The 14430-nt window shown below is 72.2% G+C and carries 11 protein-coding genes; all 11 read right to left on the minus strand.

What is annotated here, in order from left to right; all coding sequences use genetic code 11:
* Window positions 1–16: 16 nt before the first annotated feature.
* The 11 genes from ACZ6KY_RS27805 to ACZ6KY_RS27855 all read right to left on the minus strand — a co-directional run bounded on the left by ACZ6KY_RS27805 (window position 17) and on the right by ACZ6KY_RS27855 (window position 14311).
* Window positions 17–3097 carry a helix-turn-helix transcriptional regulator gene (locus ACZ6KY_RS27805; protein ID WP_469312999.1) on the minus strand — a complete coding sequence of 1027 codons (3081 nt, stop codon included), beginning with the start codon at window positions 3095–3097 and terminating at the stop codon, window positions 17–19.
* Window positions 3098–3264: 167 nt separating this feature from the next.
* Window positions 3265–3462, minus strand: a complete 198-nt coding sequence (locus ACZ6KY_RS27810) for a hypothetical protein (protein ID WP_469313000.1) — start codon at window positions 3460–3462, stop codon at window positions 3265–3267.
* A gap of 175 nt (window positions 3463–3637) precedes the next feature.
* Complete coding sequence (locus ACZ6KY_RS27815; protein ID WP_469313001.1) at window positions 3638–4246, minus strand: hypothetical protein; 609 nt, start codon at window positions 4244–4246, stop codon at window positions 3638–3640.
* Between the two features lie 35 nt (window positions 4247–4281).
* Complete coding sequence (locus ACZ6KY_RS27820; RefSeq protein ID WP_469313002.1) at window positions 4282–4857, minus strand: GNAT family N-acetyltransferase; 576 nt, start codon at window positions 4855–4857, stop codon at window positions 4282–4284.
* Window positions 4835–7135: an MMPL family transporter gene (locus ACZ6KY_RS27825; protein WP_469313003.1), complete on the minus strand. Its 2301-nt coding sequence runs from the start codon at window positions 7133–7135 to the stop codon at window positions 4835–4837. The genes ACZ6KY_RS27820 and ACZ6KY_RS27825 overlap by 23 nt, the downstream gene beginning before the upstream one ends.
* A 185-nt stretch (window positions 7136–7320) precedes the next feature.
* A complete protein-coding gene (locus ACZ6KY_RS27830) occupies window positions 7321–7872 on the minus strand; it encodes a hypothetical protein (RefSeq protein ID WP_469313004.1) in 552 nt (183 codons plus the stop codon).
* 99 nt (window positions 7873–7971) lie between these two features.
* The gene (gene gatB, locus ACZ6KY_RS27835) at window positions 7972–9486 is read right to left on the minus strand and encodes an Asp-tRNA(Asn)/Glu-tRNA(Gln) amidotransferase subunit GatB (protein ID WP_469313005.1); all 1515 of its coding nucleotides are present in this window, start codon (window positions 9484–9486) and stop codon (window positions 7972–7974) included.
* Between the two features lie 16 nt (window positions 9487–9502).
* The gene (locus ACZ6KY_RS27840) at window positions 9503–9733 is read right to left on the minus strand and encodes a hypothetical protein (RefSeq protein WP_401337522.1); all 231 of its coding nucleotides are present in this window, start codon (window positions 9731–9733) and stop codon (window positions 9503–9505) included.
* A gap of 8 nt (window positions 9734–9741) precedes the next feature.
* Window positions 9742–11247 (minus strand): Asp-tRNA(Asn)/Glu-tRNA(Gln) amidotransferase subunit GatA, encoded by a 1506-nt coding sequence (gene gatA, locus ACZ6KY_RS27845; RefSeq protein ID WP_469313006.1) that lies wholly within the window; start codon window positions 11245–11247, stop codon window positions 9742–9744.
* A 5-nt stretch (window positions 11248–11252) separates the two neighbouring features.
* Entirely contained in the window at window positions 11253–11549 is a 297-nt protein-coding gene (gene gatC / locus ACZ6KY_RS27850; RefSeq protein ID WP_190154674.1) for an Asp-tRNA(Asn)/Glu-tRNA(Gln) amidotransferase subunit GatC, read from the minus strand.
* A 521-nt stretch (window positions 11550–12070) separates the two neighbouring features.
* The gene (locus ACZ6KY_RS27855) at window positions 12071–14311 is read right to left on the minus strand and encodes a putative bifunctional diguanylate cyclase/phosphodiesterase (RefSeq protein ID WP_469313007.1); all 2241 of its coding nucleotides are present in this window, start codon (window positions 14309–14311) and stop codon (window positions 12071–12073) included.
* Window positions 14312–14430 lie beyond the last annotated feature (119 nt).

The following is a 14430-nucleotide window of genomic DNA, read 5'->3' on the forward strand; positions in this document are numbered from 1 at the left end:
CGTGGACTCGTAGTCCTCAGCCCACCGCTCGGGCGGCCGGGGTCTCCGGCGGGAACAGCCGCAGCCTGTGGGCCAGTGCCGCGGCCTCTCCCCGTCCCGAGACGTCCAGCTTGGCCAGAATGTTCGAGACGTGGACGCTGGCCGTCTTCGGGGAGATGAAGAGTTCCTCGGCGATCTGGCGGTTGCTGCGACCGACGGCGACAAGGCGCAGGACGTCGCACTCGCGGCTGGTGAGGCCGAGTGCGGCCGCGGGGTCGGCGGGAGCGGTCCGGGACCGTTCGGGGGCGTGCTCCAGGGTGAGGCGGGCGCGCTGGGCGAGCAGGGCGACGGCGTCGGCGAGCGGGCGGGCGCCGAGGTGGTCGGCGGCGGCACGGGCCAGCCTGAGGAGTTCCGTGGCCCGGGCGCGCTCGTCGTCGTCCGCCCCGGTGAGCAGGGCCTCGGCGAGGCGGAGGCGGACGCGGGCGAGGTCGTAGGGGCGCTCCAGGGGTTCGAGGGCCTCGACCACCCCGGACCACTGGTCCGGGGTGCTCACGCCGTCGGCCCGCTGGAGTTCGGCGCGGACCCATTCGGCGTGGGCGAGCCAGACGGGCGCTCCGGTGGCCAGGGTTCTCGCGGCCGTGCGGATGCGTTCCAGGGTCGGGGCGCGGCCGGGTTCGGCGACGGGCAGACCGCGGGCGTCGGCCTCCGCGCCGATGGCGGCCAGCAGCAGCGGCCAGGCGTAGCGCTGGGTGCCGGGCGGGAAGCCCGCGTCCAGGGCCTGCTCCAGGGTGACGCGGGCGTCGAGGAAGCGGCCCTCGCCTGCGGCGATGCCGATGCTGGTGCACAGCAGCGGCAGGGAGTGCTGGGGCATCGGGTCGTAGGTGCCGAAGTGGCCGCGAGCGGCGGCCAGTTGACGTCCCGCCTCGATGAGGTCACCGCGGGCCAGGGCGACGGGCGCGAGGCGGGACGCGCCCACGCCGGAGGCCTTGCCGCCGAGTCCGATGGCCAGGGCGTTGCGCGCGGCTTCGGCGGCCTCGTCCCAGCGGCCGAGCGCGTACAGGGATTCGGAGAGGTTGCCCCAGACCCAGGCCTGGGTGTCCAACAGGCCGTTCCCGCAGGCGAGCTCGATGCCCTCGCCCAGGATCGCGACGGCCTCGCGGGAGCGGCCGACCGATTCCAGGTGGGAGGGCAGGTTGATGTGCAGCCGGCCCACGACGTAGGCGGCGCCCTGCCGGTTCGCCCGCTCCCTGACGCGGTACATCTCCGCGAGTCCGGCCTCGACCTGCCCCGCGTCGACCATCAGGCCGCCGAGGGTGAGCCGGGCGTTCAGCTCCGTGTCCTGGGCACCCACCATGTGCGCGTACTCCACGGCGCGTTCGGCCGCGGAGAGGGCGCCGTGGCCCGGCTGGTGGACCATGCACCAGGCGGCGACCATGGACAGGACCTCGGCGTGCACCTCGGAGGGCGGGAGGCCGCGCACCAGGTCCTGGGCGGTGGCGAGTTCCTTCCAGCCGTCGCCGCGGACCTGTGCCTGGACGAGCCGGGAGCGCTGGATCCAGAACCACGCGGCGCGCAGCGGGTCGCCCTCGTCCTCCAGGAGGCGCAGCGCCCTCTTGGTCGTCTTCAGGGCGCGCTCCCGCTCCCCGCACAGCCGTCCGGCGACGGCGGCCTCGGCCATCAGGTCGAGGTAGCGCAGGGGTGTGGTCGCGGAGTCGCAGCCGCCGGGGGTCCCCCCACGCCCTTCGGGCAGCGGGCGCGGATAGGCCTCCACGTAGTCGATGGGGCGCAGTTCGGCCCGTACGGCGTCGGGGACCGCCTCCCACAGCTCCATCGCCCGCTCCAGGAGCCGCAGTTGCTCGGCGTGGGCGTGCCGGCGGCGGGCTTCGACCGAGGCGTCGAGGACGGCGGGCAGGGCCTTGGCGGCGTCGTGGGCGTGGTACCAGTAGCTGGCCAGGCGGGTGACGCGCTCATCGGCCGGTACGAGTGCCGGGTCGGCCTCCAGGGCCTCGGCGTAGCGGCGGTTGAAACGGGAACGCTCGCCGGGCAGCAGGTCGTCGCTGACGGCCTCGCGGACCAGCGAGTGGCGGAAGCGGTAGCCCTCGCCGCCCGGCGCCGCGATCAGGATGTTGGCGCCGACACCGGCGCGCAGGGCCTCGATGAGGTCGTCCTCGGCGAGCTGTGCCACGGCGGCGAGCAGCGGGTACTCGACGGTGCTGCCGCCCTCGGCGACGATCCGGGCGACCCGCTGGGCGCTCTCCGGCAGTCCTTCGACGCGGACGAGGAGCAGGTCGCGCAGGGTGTCCGTGAGCCCCGTACGACAGCCCTCGTTGGCGGCGACGGCGAGTTCCTCGACGAAGAACGCGTTGCCGTCGGAGCGGGCGAAGATCTCGTCGGCCTGGGCGGTGTCGGGTTCCCGGGCGAGGATTCCGGCGATCTGGCGGCCGACCTCGGCCCGGCTGAAGCGGGCCAGCTCGACGCGGCGGACCGTGCGGAGGCGGTCGAGCTCGGCGAGCAGGGGGCGCAGCGGGTGGCGGCGGTGGATGTCGTCGGCGCGGTAGGTGGCGATCACGACGAGGCGGCCGCTGCGCAGCGTGCGGAAGAGGTAGGCGAGCAGATGGCGGGTGGAGGCGTCGGCCCAGTGCAGGTCTTCGAGGACGACGACGACCGTGCGGTCCGCGGCGACCCGCTCCAGGAGCCGGGCGGTGAGCTCGAAGAGGCGGGCCATGCCGTCCTCCTCGTACTGCCGTCCCCTGGTCGTCTGCGCGAGTTCGGGGAGCAGGCGGGCGAGTTCCTCCTCCTGTCCGGCGGCCGCTGCGGCGAGCTCGTCGGGCAGGGTGCGGCGCAGGGCGCGCAGGGCGGTGGAGAACGGTGCGAACGGGAGGCCGTCGGCGCCGATCTCGACGCAGCCGCCGCAGGCGACCACGGCACCCTCGCAGGCGGCGATGGTGGCGAACTCCTCCAGGAAACGGGTCTTGCCGACGCCGGCCTCGCCGCCGAGCAGCAACGCCTGCGGCTCGCCCGCGGCGGCGCGGGCGAGCGCGTCGTTCAACACCCCCAGTTCGTCGGCGCGTCCGACGAACACCGGGCTGACGGACCTGGTCTCCACGGGCCCGAGCATGGCACAGGGGTCCGACAGGACGGCAGCGGTTATCGGGACGGCGAGCAGCGCCCCGCCCGGCGGCCGGCCGTCCCCCGGCGGTGGACGGCGGGCCGCCGGGCGGCCGCCTTCCCGCACACCCTGTGGACGGCCGGGTGCCCCGGGTCTGTCCGCGGGCGCCCCGGCGCTCATACCGTGCGGACGAACCGGTGCCGGCGGGGACGGTCACTATGGGAGCGCTCCTCCGTGTCGCCCTGTGCGGGCCGGTGGGCGGCCGCGCGGCGGGCGGCCCGGCGGCCGCTCACGGCCTCCTTGGCGAGCCGGTAGGTCTGGGCCCTGCGGATCAGTTCCGCGGACCGGATCTGCTGGAGCTCGTACTCGAACATCTCGTACCCCTGGTGAAGAGTCGGTTTCGGCCTCGCTTGTCAGCGATGCCTCAACCTTCGTCTCCCAGGGGGGTCCGCCACATCGGGAGAGTTCCGCATCTTGGGAACGCGAAGGGCCTTAGGGCGGCGGCCGGTTTCCCGCGCCGGCCCTAAGGCCCCTCAGAGTTGTCGGGACTCAGCTGGTGGAGGGCAGTCCGAGGAGGATGTCGGAGTACTTGGCGACCGCGAGCACCAGTCCGACGACGCCGAGCGAGACGCCCGCCCAGGCGACGGACTTGATCCAGGCGGCCTGCGGCTTGCCGGGGGCGCCGAACGCGGGCCTGACCAGCACGACGACGCCGACGATCAGGGCGGCCAGCGCGAAGAGGCCGCCGATCAGCGCGGTGGTCGCCCAGGCATCGCCGTAGACCTCCTTGACCTGCGTGGCGACGCTCGCGGTCGACGAGGTCCCGAGCTGGCCGATCAGGGTCTCGCGGGCGGCGGCCACGGTCGCGACCCAGCTGCCGGTCAGCGAGACCACGCCGAGTCCGGCGGACACCACGGCGGCGGCACCCTGGCCGACACCGGCGTCCTGTCCCGCGTCGGCGGAGTCGTCACCGACCACGAGGTCCTCGTCCGTCTCGTCGGCCTCGTCCTGCTCCTCGGCCTCGGCCTCGGTCCCGTTGGCCTCGGCCACCTCGGCCACCTCGGTCTGGTCCGTCTTGGTGACGTCCACCGTCTGCTCGTCGCGCTTCGCCTCGGTGCCGGTCTCGGCCCCGGCCTCGTCAACTGTCTTGGTTCCCATGAAGCGCACCGTACGGACGCTGTATGAGAAGTTCCTTAACGGTCTCGGTGAGCGGCGTCCGCGCGTGCGGCACGCCATTCGGGCGCGAGCACGGACCACACCTCGAGGTCGTGCCGGACCCCGCGATGGGGGCGCTTCTCCCGGAGCACGCCGTCCCGGCTCATGCCGAGCCGCCGGGCCACGTTCAGGCTCGGATCGTTGCCCGCCGCGGCGACCCACTCCACACGGTGGATGCCGCGCTCCTCGACCGCCCAGTCGACGAGGATCCGCATCGCCCGGGTGACCAGACCGCGCCCGGAGGCGGCGGGTTCCAGCCAGCAGCCGACCTCGCAGTTGCCCTGTTCCGCGTCGAAGTTCAGGAAGAGGACCCCGCCCACGAGCTTCCCCTCCAGCCACAGGCCGTGCAGGGAACCGGTACCGGCGGCGCGCTTGTCGGCGTACCTCTGGAGCTCCGCCCGCGCGGACGGCACGTCCGTGGACTGGGACCCGAAGGGGATGAACCGCCCGATGAACTCGCGTCCCCGGTCCAGGTGCTCGAGGAACTCCTCGGCGTGCCACGGCTCCAGGGGCCGCAGTTCCGCTCCGTCGTCACCCAGGGATATCGCGTACATCCCGCGACCGCTCCTTCGTCAGTGCGTCCGTCGCCTCGGCGTCCGCCACCGCGCGGCCCAGTACGTCCGCCGCCTCGGCGTCCGTGGCCTCGGCCAGCCTCTCATGCGCGGCACGGCACTCGGGCGGCTCGATGCTGATCCGCGGCAGCCGCCCGTCGAGCCAGCGGGGCAGCCACCAGTTGGCGTCGCCGAGCAGGTGCATGAGGGCGGGGACGAGGAGCGTGCGCAGGATGAAGGCGTCCAGGGCGACGGCGGCGGCGAGGGCGATGCCGAACATCGCGATGACGCGGTCGCCGCTGAGCACGAAGGCGAGGAAGACCGAGATCATGATGACCGCGGCGGAGTTGATCACCCGGCTGGTCTCGGCGAGGCCGACCCGGACGGCGCGCCGGTTGTCACCGGTCTCCAGCCACTCCTCGTACATCCGGCTGACCAGGAAGACCTGGTAGTCCATGGAGAGCCCGAAGAGCACCGACACCATGATCACGGGCAGGAACGGCTCGATGGGACCGGCGGCGCCGAGGCCGAGCAGTTCGCTCCCCCAGCCCCACTGGAAGATCGTGACGACGACTCCGAAGGCGGCGGCGACGGCGGCGATGTTCATCACCGCGGCCTTGAGGGGAATGCCGATCGAACGGAACGCGAGCAGGAGCAGGACACAGCCGAGGCTGATCACGACGCCGACGAAGAGCGGGAGCTTGCCGACGATGACGTCCGCGAAGTCGTCGTAGCTGGCCGTCACACCGCCGACCTGCACATCGAGGGCGGTGCCGGACTCGGCGCGCGGCAGGACGTCGGTGCGCAGCCGGTCGACGAGGTCGCTGGTCTTCTGGGACTGCGGCGCGGAGGTCGGGACGACGGTGAGGAAGGCGGTGTCACCGGCGCTGTCGTACGTCACCGGGGTCGCCGAGGCGACACCCTGGGTGGCTCGCAGCGTGGCGTCCAGGTTGTCCAGGGCGAGCCTGTCCTCGGCGCCGCCGACCTTGGTGACGAGGGTCAGGGGCCCGTTCACACCGGGGCCGAAGCCGTGCCCGATGAGGTCGTACGCCTGCCGGGTGGTCGTCGTCCGCGGGTCGTTGCCCTGGTCGGAGGTGCCCAGGTGGAGGGAGAACGTGGGGAGGGCGAGCAGGGCCATCACGACGACGGCCACGGCACCGAGCAGCTTGGGGTGGCGCTCCACGAAGGCCGACCAGCGGGCGGCGAACCCGGTGGCCATTTCCGGCTCGGGCCCGTGCTCCTCCAGTCGCCGTCGCTCACGGCGGCTGAGCGCGCGCGGGCCGATGAGGGAGAGCAGCGCGGGCAGCAGGGTCACGGAGGCCGCGACGGTGAGGACGACGGTCAGGGAGGCGGCGATCGCGACGCCGTTGAGGAAGCTGAGCCTCAGGATGAGCATGCCGAGCAGCGCGATGCAGACGGTGGCGCCGGCGAAGACGACCGCGCGTCCGGTGGTGGCGACGGCGTTCTGCGCCGCCTCGGCCACCGGCAGTCCGCGTTTGAGGCCGCGCCGGTGTCTGGTCACGATGAACAGCGCGTAGTCGATACCGACGCCGAGGCCCACCAGCATGCCGAGCATGGGGGCGAAGTCGGCGACGGTCATGGCGTGTCCGAGGAGCACGATGCCGAAGTACGCCGTGCCCACGCCGACCAGGGCGGTGGCGATGGGGAGCATGGAGGCGGCGAGCGAGCCGAAGGCGAGGAAGAGGACCACGGCGGCGACGGCCACGCCGACGATCTCGGCGAGGTGCCCGCCGGACGGTTTGGTGAGGGCGATGGCGGTGCCGCCCAGCTCGACGTCGAGCCCCTTGGTCTCGGCGGCCTTCGCGGCGCCGACGACGGCCTGGACCTCGCCCTTGTCGAGCTTCTCGGCCGGGTCGGCGAAGGTGACGGTCGCGTACGCCGTCCGGCCGTCCGGGCTGATCCGGCTGTCGGAGTTGCTCCGTCCGGATCCCTGGTGCGCGTACGGGCTGTCGACGGAGGCCACTCCGGGGAGCTTCTCGATCTTGTCCAGGGCGCGGGTCATCGACTGTTCCACGCCGGTGGAGCGCACGGTGCCCGAGCCGGTGTGCCAGACGACGGTGTCGCTGTCGCCGCCGAGGCCGGGGAAGCCGCTGTTCAGGAGCTGCGTCGCGTGGCCCGATTCGGTGCCGGGGACCTCGTAGTCGTTCGAGTACGCGGAACCCGTCACGGCAGCGGCGGCGGTCACACCGCCGAAGGCCAGAAGCCAGAGCAGAACGGCGACGAGGCGATGCTGGACACACCAACGTGCGAGGGCTGCCACGAACGAGCTCCCATGGGGGTATTTGTGGATCTTTACCGGGAACTGCCCGCAAAGAACGCATGACTAATGCGCCATCACTCTTACAGCCGGAAATGATTCTTTGTCGCATTCGTGGGCTTACTCACAGGACTGCGACTCATGTCACAGGACAGTCCTGCCGGCTCTGTCGCCCCGTCCGTCATCGCTCAGTCGAGCTGGTCACCCACGGCCATGACCATCACACCGACGATCATCAGCCACAGCGCCCGCCGGGTGCGGCCCCTGGCCCCCAGTGCCGACGCGCCGGCACACAGGACGGCCCCCGAGGCATAGGAGAGGGGTATGAGGGCGGTCGTGGAGGTGGTGGAGCGCATCGCCGACGCGGCGAGCCCGGCGACGGTCAGCAGGGCACCCGTCCCGACCGCGGTCCAACGGGCCCGACGCACCTCGTCGTCCCGGTCCTCGTCGCCATGGCCCTCGCCGTCCGGATCCTTCAGGCCGTGATCCTCGCGGTCCGGATCCTCCGGGTGGTCCCGATCCCCGCCGTCGGGCGTCTCGCGCTCCTGGTCTTCGCGGTCGGGCGTCTCGCGGTCCCGCTCCTCCTGGTCCTGAACCTGCTGGACCTGGGCCTGCGGGACCTTGGCCTGCGGGGCCTTGGCCTGCGGGGCCTGCGTCTCTGGGGCCTGGACCCCGCTGTCACGCGTCTCGCGGTCGTGCGCTGTGCGGTCGTACGTCTCGGAGTCGGTGCTTCCACTCATGGCGCGGGAGCGTAGCGCGTTGACCTGAGCACGCCGACACAGACCCCAGGGGGTGCGTCGGCAGCGACGCACCCCCTGGGATGTGGGAAAACCCGGATCTCAGCCTTCGCTGACGCCCAGCTTCTCCAGGATGAGCTCCTTGACGCGCGCCGCGTCGGCCTGCCCGCGGGTGGCCTTCATGACCGCGCCGACGAGCGCGCCGACGGCCTGGACCTTGCCGCCGCGGATCTTGTCGGCGATGCCCGGGTTCCCGGCGATGGCCTCGTCGACGGCGGCGGTCAGCGCGCCCTCGTCCGAGACGACCTTCAGGCCGCGCTTGTCGACGACCTCGTCCGGGGTGCCCTCGCCGGCGAGGACGCCTTCGATGACCTGACGGGCGAGCTTGTCGTTCAGATCGCCGGAGGTGACCAGTTCGGCCACCCGGGCGACCTGCGCCGGGGTGATCGGCAGGTCCTCCAGGGCCTTGCCCGACTCGTTGGCGCTGCGCGCCAGCTCGCCCATCCACCACTTGCGGGCGGAGGCGGAGTCGGCACCGGCCTCGATCGTCGCGACGATCGAGTCGATGGCACCGGCGTTGAGCATCGACTGCATGTCGTGGGCGTTGACGCCCCACTCCTCGCGCAGCCGGTTGCGGCGGGCCAGCGGCTGCTCGGGCAGTCCGCCGCGCAGCTCCTCGACCCAGTCACGGGACGGGGCGACGGGGACGAGGTCGGGCTCCGGGAAGTACCGGTAGTCCTCCGCCTCCTCCTTCACGCGGCCCGAGGTCGTGGACCCGGTGTCCTCGTGGAAGTGGCGGGTCTCCTGGATGATCGTGCCGCCGGAGTTCAGCACCGCGGCGTGGCGCTGGATCTCGAAGCGGGCGGCACGCTCGACGGAACGCAGGGAGTTGACGTTCTTCGTCTCGGAGCGCGTGCCGAACTTCTCCCGGCCGTGCGGGCGCAGCGACAGGTTCACGTCGCAGCGCATCTGGCCCTGCTCCATACGGGCCTCGGAGACACCGAGCGCCTTGATGAGCTCGCGCAGCTCGGCGACGTACGCCTTGGCGACCTCGGGGGCCCGCTCGCCCGCGCCCTCGATCGGCTTGGTGACGATCTCGATGAGGGGGATGCCCGCGCGGTTGTAGTCGAGCAGCGAGTGCGAGGCGCCGTGGATACGGCCGGTGGCGCCGCCGACGTGCAGCGACTTGCCGGTGTCCTCCTCCATGTGGGCGCGCTCGATCTGCACGCGGAAGACCTCGCCGTCCTCCAGCTGGACGTCCAGATAGCCGTTGAAGGCGATCGGCTCGTCGTACTGGGAGGTCTGGAAGTTCTTCGGCATGTCCGGATAGAAGTAGTTCTTCCGGGCGAAGCGGCACCACTCGGCGATCTCGCAGTGCAGCGCGAGGCCGATCTTGATGGCGGACTCGACACCGGTCGCGTTGACGACCGGGAGGGCGCCGGGCATGCCGAGGCAGGTCGGGCAGGTCTGCGAGTTGGGCTCGGCGCCCAGCTCGGTCGAACAGCCGCAGAACATCTTCGTCTTGGTGCCGAGTTCGACATGGACTTCGAGGCCCATGACGGGGTCGTACGCAGCGAGTGCGTCCTCGTACGACACCAGGTCGGTCGTGGTGGTCACGGTGAAAACTTCCCTCTCAGCCCAGCAGGACGTCGTCGTCGCCCAGGCGCTTGAGCTCCCGGTAGAGGATGGCGAGGCCTGTGACGATGGCGGCGGCGGACACGGCCGCGTCGATGAGGCGCAGCGTGTCGTGTTCGTTGCGGGCCTTCTTGACCTGCTTCGCGACACCGAAGGCACCGAACGCCGTGCCGGCGATGGACAGATACGTGCCGGACTTGGACTTCTTGAAACCCTTGGCCTTGGACATTGCCTTGCTCACAGCGACGGAGCCTCCTCAAGCAGCGGGTGCCCCCACTTTTCCACGAAGGCGGCCTCGACGGCGGCGCCGACCTTGTAAAGTCGGTCGTCCTTCAGCGCCGGGGCGATGATCTGCAGACCGACCGGGAGGTTGTCCTCCGGCGCGAGACCGCAGGGCAGCGACATGGCGGAGTTGCCGGCCAGGTTGGTCGGGATGGTGCACAGGTCCGCGAGGTACATCGCCATCGGGTCGTCGGCGCGCTCGCCGATCGGGAAGGCGGTGGTGGGCGTGGTCGGGGAGACGATCACGTCGACCTGCTCGAACGCCTTCTCGAAGTCGCGGGTGATGAGCGTACGGACCTTCTGGGCGCTGCCGTAGTACGCGTCGTAGTAGCCGGAGCTGAGCGCGTACGTGCCGAGCATGATGCGGCGCTTGACCTCGGGGCCGAAGCCGGCCTCACGGGTGAGGGCGGTGACCTCCTCGGCGGAGTGCGTACCGTCGTCGCCCGTACGGAGGCCGTAGCGCAGGCCGTCGAAGCGGGCGAGGTTGCTCGAACACTCGGACGGGGCGATCAGGTAGTACGCGGAGAGCGCCAGGTCGAAGGACGGGCAGTCCAGCTCGACGATCTCGGCACCGAGCTCCTTGAGCATCGCGACGGCCTCGTCGAAGCGCTGCACGACACCGGCCTGGTAGCCCTCGCCGCGGAACTGCTTGACGACACCGACGCGCATGCCGGTCACGCTGCCGTTACGGGCGGCCTCGACGACCGGGGGGACCGGGGCGTCGATGGAGGTCGAGTCGAGCGGGTCGTGCCCGGCGATGACCTCGTGCAGGAGGGCCGCGTCGAGGACCGTACGGGCGCAGGGGCCGCCCTGGTCGAGGGAGCTGGAGAACGCCACCATGCCGTAGCGGGAGACCGCGCCGTACGTCGGCTTGACGCCCACCGTGCCGGTGACGGCGGCCGGCTGGCGGATGGAACCGCCCGTGTCGGTGCCGATCGCGAGGGGCGCCTGGTAGGAGGCGAGGGCCGCGGAGGAGCCGCCGCCGGAGCCGCCGGGGATCCGGGTGAGGTCCCAGGGGTTGCCGGTCGGACCGTACGCGCTGTTCTCGGTGGAGGACCCCATGGCGAACTCGTCCATGTTGGTCTTGCCGAGGATGACGACGTCGGCGGCCTTCAGCCGCTTGGTGAGGGTCGCGTCGTACGGCGGGATCCAGCCTTCGAGGATCTTCGAGCCGACCGTGGTCGGGATGCCCTCGGTGGTGAAGATGTCCTTCAGAGCGAGCGGCACACCGGCGAGCGGGCCGAGCTTCTCGCCGGCCGCGCGCTTGGCGTCCACGGCACGCGCCTGGGCGAGGGCGCCCTCGCGGTCGACGTGCAGGAAGGCGTGCACCTTCTCGTCGACGGCCTCGATCCGGGCGAGGTGGGCCTCGGTGACCTCGACGGCGGTCAGTTCGCCCGCCGCGATCCTCCCGGCGATCTCGGCCGCGGTGAGCTTGATGATGTTGACGTTGGTGTCCGTCATGGTGATTAGTCCTCCCCCAGGATCTGCGGCACCTTGAAACGCCGCTGCTCCTGGGCCGGGGCGCCGGAGAGCGCCTGCTCGGGGGTGAGCGACGGACGGACCTCGTCCGCGCGCATGACGTTCGTCAGCGGCAGCGGATGAGAGGTCGGCGGTACGTCTTGGTCGGCGACCTCGCTGACGCGGGCGACCGCGCCGATGATGTCGTCGAGCTGGCCTGCGAAGTGGTCGAGCTCTTCGCCCTTCAGCTCCAGACGCGCCAGCCGTGCGAGGTGGGCGACCTCCTCGCGCGTGATGCCAGGCATGCAGCGATCCTCTGGGGGTGAGTGAGTGTGGTTTGGCCCAATCCTATGGGGCTCGGGCCGATGCCCGCGCCCGGGTTTGCCGCGGCACGCCCGCGGCCCGGCCTCCGGCCGGTCGTCTCCCACCCCCGCACCACCCGTTCACCGTCCCCCGACAACCCGAGCCCTCCCGTTCGACCGTCCCACCGTCGGCGCCGACCGGCTCCCCGGCCTCCGGCCGGTCGTCTCCCACCCACGCACCACCCGTGGCTGTCTCTGGACGGGTGAACTCTCCCCCGGGGCTTCCGGCCGTCGGCGTCCGCCGCGCCGGGGGGAGTATCCGCGGCCATACCCCTCCCAACCGCGTGACGCCTACGGCGGGAAGGCACCACGAGGGGGCCGAGCCTGTCGGAAAACCGTCACGGGTGGTGCGTGGGTGGGAGACATCCGGCCGCAGGCCGGTACGGGAGGCTTCCGGCCGGAGGCCCGGTGTGGCGGTCCGGCCGGAGCCGACGACGCGGCGCCACTGGAGCAACCGTCGAGGCCTACTCGGCGGCCGGAAGCGCGGCTCGCGGCCGCTGCCAGCCGCGGGAACCGCGGGCCAGCAGCCACGCCGTGGCCTCCTCCGGAGGCATCGCCGCGGCGACCAGCCACCCCTGGACGGCGTCGCAGCCGAGGTCCCGCAGCCGCTCCCACGTCTCGTCGTCCTCGACGCCCTCCGCCACGACGAGGAGACCCAGCGAATGCGCGAGGTCGACGGTGCAGCGCACGATCTCCGCGTCCTCGGTGTCCACGGCGAGCCGTGCGACGAACGAACGGTCGATCTTCAACTCGCTGACCGGGAGCCGGCGCAGATGGACCAGGGAGGAGTAACCGGTGCCGAAGTCGTCCAGCGACATCTTCACGCCGTGCCCGGTGAGAGCCGCCAGGGTGTCGGCGGCACGCTGCGGATCCTCCAGGAGCACATGCTCCGTTATCTCCAGTTGGAGCGCTCCCGCGGGAACTCCGTGCCGGGCGAGACGCGCGGCGACGGCTCCGGCGAACCCCGGTGTGTGGACGTCGCGCGGCGACACGTTCACCGCGACCGGCACGTACAGGCCCTGGGCCCGCCAGCGCGCGACCTGTCCGAGGGCCGTCTCCAGGACGTACTCGGTGAGGTGGGGCATCAGCCCGGACGACTCCGCGATGGCGATGAACTCGTCCGGCGGTACCTTTCCGCGCTCGGGATGCACCCAGCGGACCAGCGCCTCCAGTCCGGCCACCTGTCCGTCGAAACGGACCTTGGGCTGGTAGTGCAGTTCGACGTCACCGGTGTCCAGGGCGCGGCGCAGGTCGCCCAGCAGGCCCAGCCGGTCGGGGGTGTTGGAGTCCCGCTTGGACTCGTACACCTCCACGCCCGTGCGGTCCCGCTTCGCCTGGTACATCGCGATGTCCGCCCGGCGCAGCAGCCCCTCCGCGTCGAGCGCGTGGTCGGGGAAGACGGCGAGCCCGGCGCTGGCCTCCAGGACGAGGGTGAGTCCGTCGAGGTCGAGCGGCGAGCCGAGGGCGGCGACCAGACCGCGGGCGACCCGCGTGGCCGACGTGGTGGAGTCCGCGACCGGCAGTAAGACGGCGAACTCGTCACCGCCGAGCCGCGCGGCCTCCGCCCCGCGCGGCAGTGCGAGCCGCAGCCTGTCGGCTATCTGGAGGAGCAGCCGGTCGCCGGCGAGGTGCCCGAGTGTGTCGTTCACCGAACGGAAGCGGTCCAGGTCGATCAGCATCAGGGCGGAGCGGGCGCCGATGCGCTCGGCGTCGTCCAGCGCCGTCCAGGTGCGCTCCAGCAGCCACTGACGGTTGGGCAGCCCGGTGAGCGGGTCGCGCAGTTGTTCCTCGGCGCGGGCGCGGGCTATCCAGAGGGTGGAGTCGAGGGCGATCAGCGGGATCGAGAACAGTGGCAGCAGCATCGGCTGGGCCGTCGCGACGACGCAGATCAGCGGGGCGATGCCGAGCAGCGCCACGGCGACGAGTCCCTGTCTGACCAGCGCCGTACGGGCGACGGTGGGCAGGCCGCCGACACGTGGCGTGTTCAGGTACCAGAGCAGGGCGCGGGTGACGGCGAGGTAGGCGCCGGCGACCAGCACCACCTGGGGGGCGGCGTAGAACGTCCAGGTCCCGGGGTCCCAGGCCGTCTCGACGCTCGGGAACCGCCCGAACGACGCGAGGACCAGGGCCCCGGCGCCGATGCCGAGGATGTCGACCGCGCCGTGCAGGACTCCTTGACGCCAGCGGTTGCGGCGGGCCGTGCCGACCAGGACGACGACGGTCAGGCTGACCATGCCGGCGGGGACCCAGCCGTACAGCAGCAGGACCGCGAGGGTGAGCGCCGCGCCGGAGCCGGTGCCGCCCCACCAGCGGGCACGGCCGAGGGCGACCAGGTGGCCGACGATGATGCCGGTCAGCAAGGCCAGCGACCAGCCGACGGCGCCGCACGGGAAGAGCGCGTGGTGACCGGTGAACGCCCGGTAGAAGCCCGCGCCCAGGACGAACGCGGCGGTGGCCACGACCGCCGACGGCAGCGCGGGCCAGGACGTACGGCGTTCGGGATCGTGACCGGGGAGGCCGGTGCCGCGCTCGGCGGTGAGACGGCCGACGCCGGGGACGAGGGGAGGGGCGAGCGGTGCGGCGCCCAGCCCGGTCGGGGCGGGGCGCTCCGAAGACCGTCCCGTCCGCAGGCCTGCCAGCCACGCGCCGGTCATCCGGCGCAGGCGCAGCCGTGAGTCGGGAGCGGCGCTCTCGGTCGGTTCCATTCCCGTCCCTCTCACTGCCGGCGGTGCCCACGCCACGCGGTCCGTCGCCGGCGACGACTGCCAGCGGTGCCGCGTCGGAAAACCCTTCCCCTGGCTCGTGCGGAGCAGGGGATGCGCCA

The sequence above is a fragment of the Streptomyces sp. NPDC042002 genome, assembly GCF_055588305.1.

Coding starts and splice junctions, on each gene's coding strand:
- ACZ6KY_RS27805 (WP_469312999.1), bottom strand. CDS start 3,097: ATGCTCGGGCCCGTGGAGACCAGGTCCGTCAGCCCGGTGTTCGTCGGA.
- ACZ6KY_RS27810 (WP_469313000.1), bottom strand. CDS start 3,462: ATGTTCGAGTACGAGCTCCAGCAGATCCGGTCCGCGGAACTGATCCGC.
- ACZ6KY_RS27815 (WP_469313001.1), bottom strand. CDS start 4,246: ATGGGAACCAAGACAGTTGACGAGGCCGGGGCCGAGACCGGCACCGAG.
- ACZ6KY_RS27820 (WP_469313002.1), bottom strand. CDS start 4,857: ATGTACGCGATATCCCTGGGTGACGACGGAGCGGAACTGCGGCCCCTG.
- ACZ6KY_RS27830 (WP_469313004.1), bottom strand. CDS start 7,872: ATGAGTGGAAGCACCGACTCCGAGACGTACGACCGCACAGCGCACGAC.
- ACZ6KY_RS27840 (WP_401337522.1), bottom strand. CDS start 9,733: ATGTCCAAGGCCAAGGGTTTCAAGAAGTCCAAGTCCGGCACGTATCTG.
- gatA (WP_469313006.1), bottom strand. CDS start 11,247: ATGACGGACACCAACGTCAACATCATCAAGCTCACCGCGGCCGAGATC.
- gatC (WP_190154674.1), bottom strand. CDS start 11,549: ATGCCTGGCATCACGCGCGAGGAGGTCGCCCACCTCGCACGGCTGGCG.
- ACZ6KY_RS27855 (WP_469313007.1), bottom strand. CDS start 14,311: ATGGAACCGACCGAGAGCGCCGCTCCCGACTCACGGCTGCGCCTGCGC.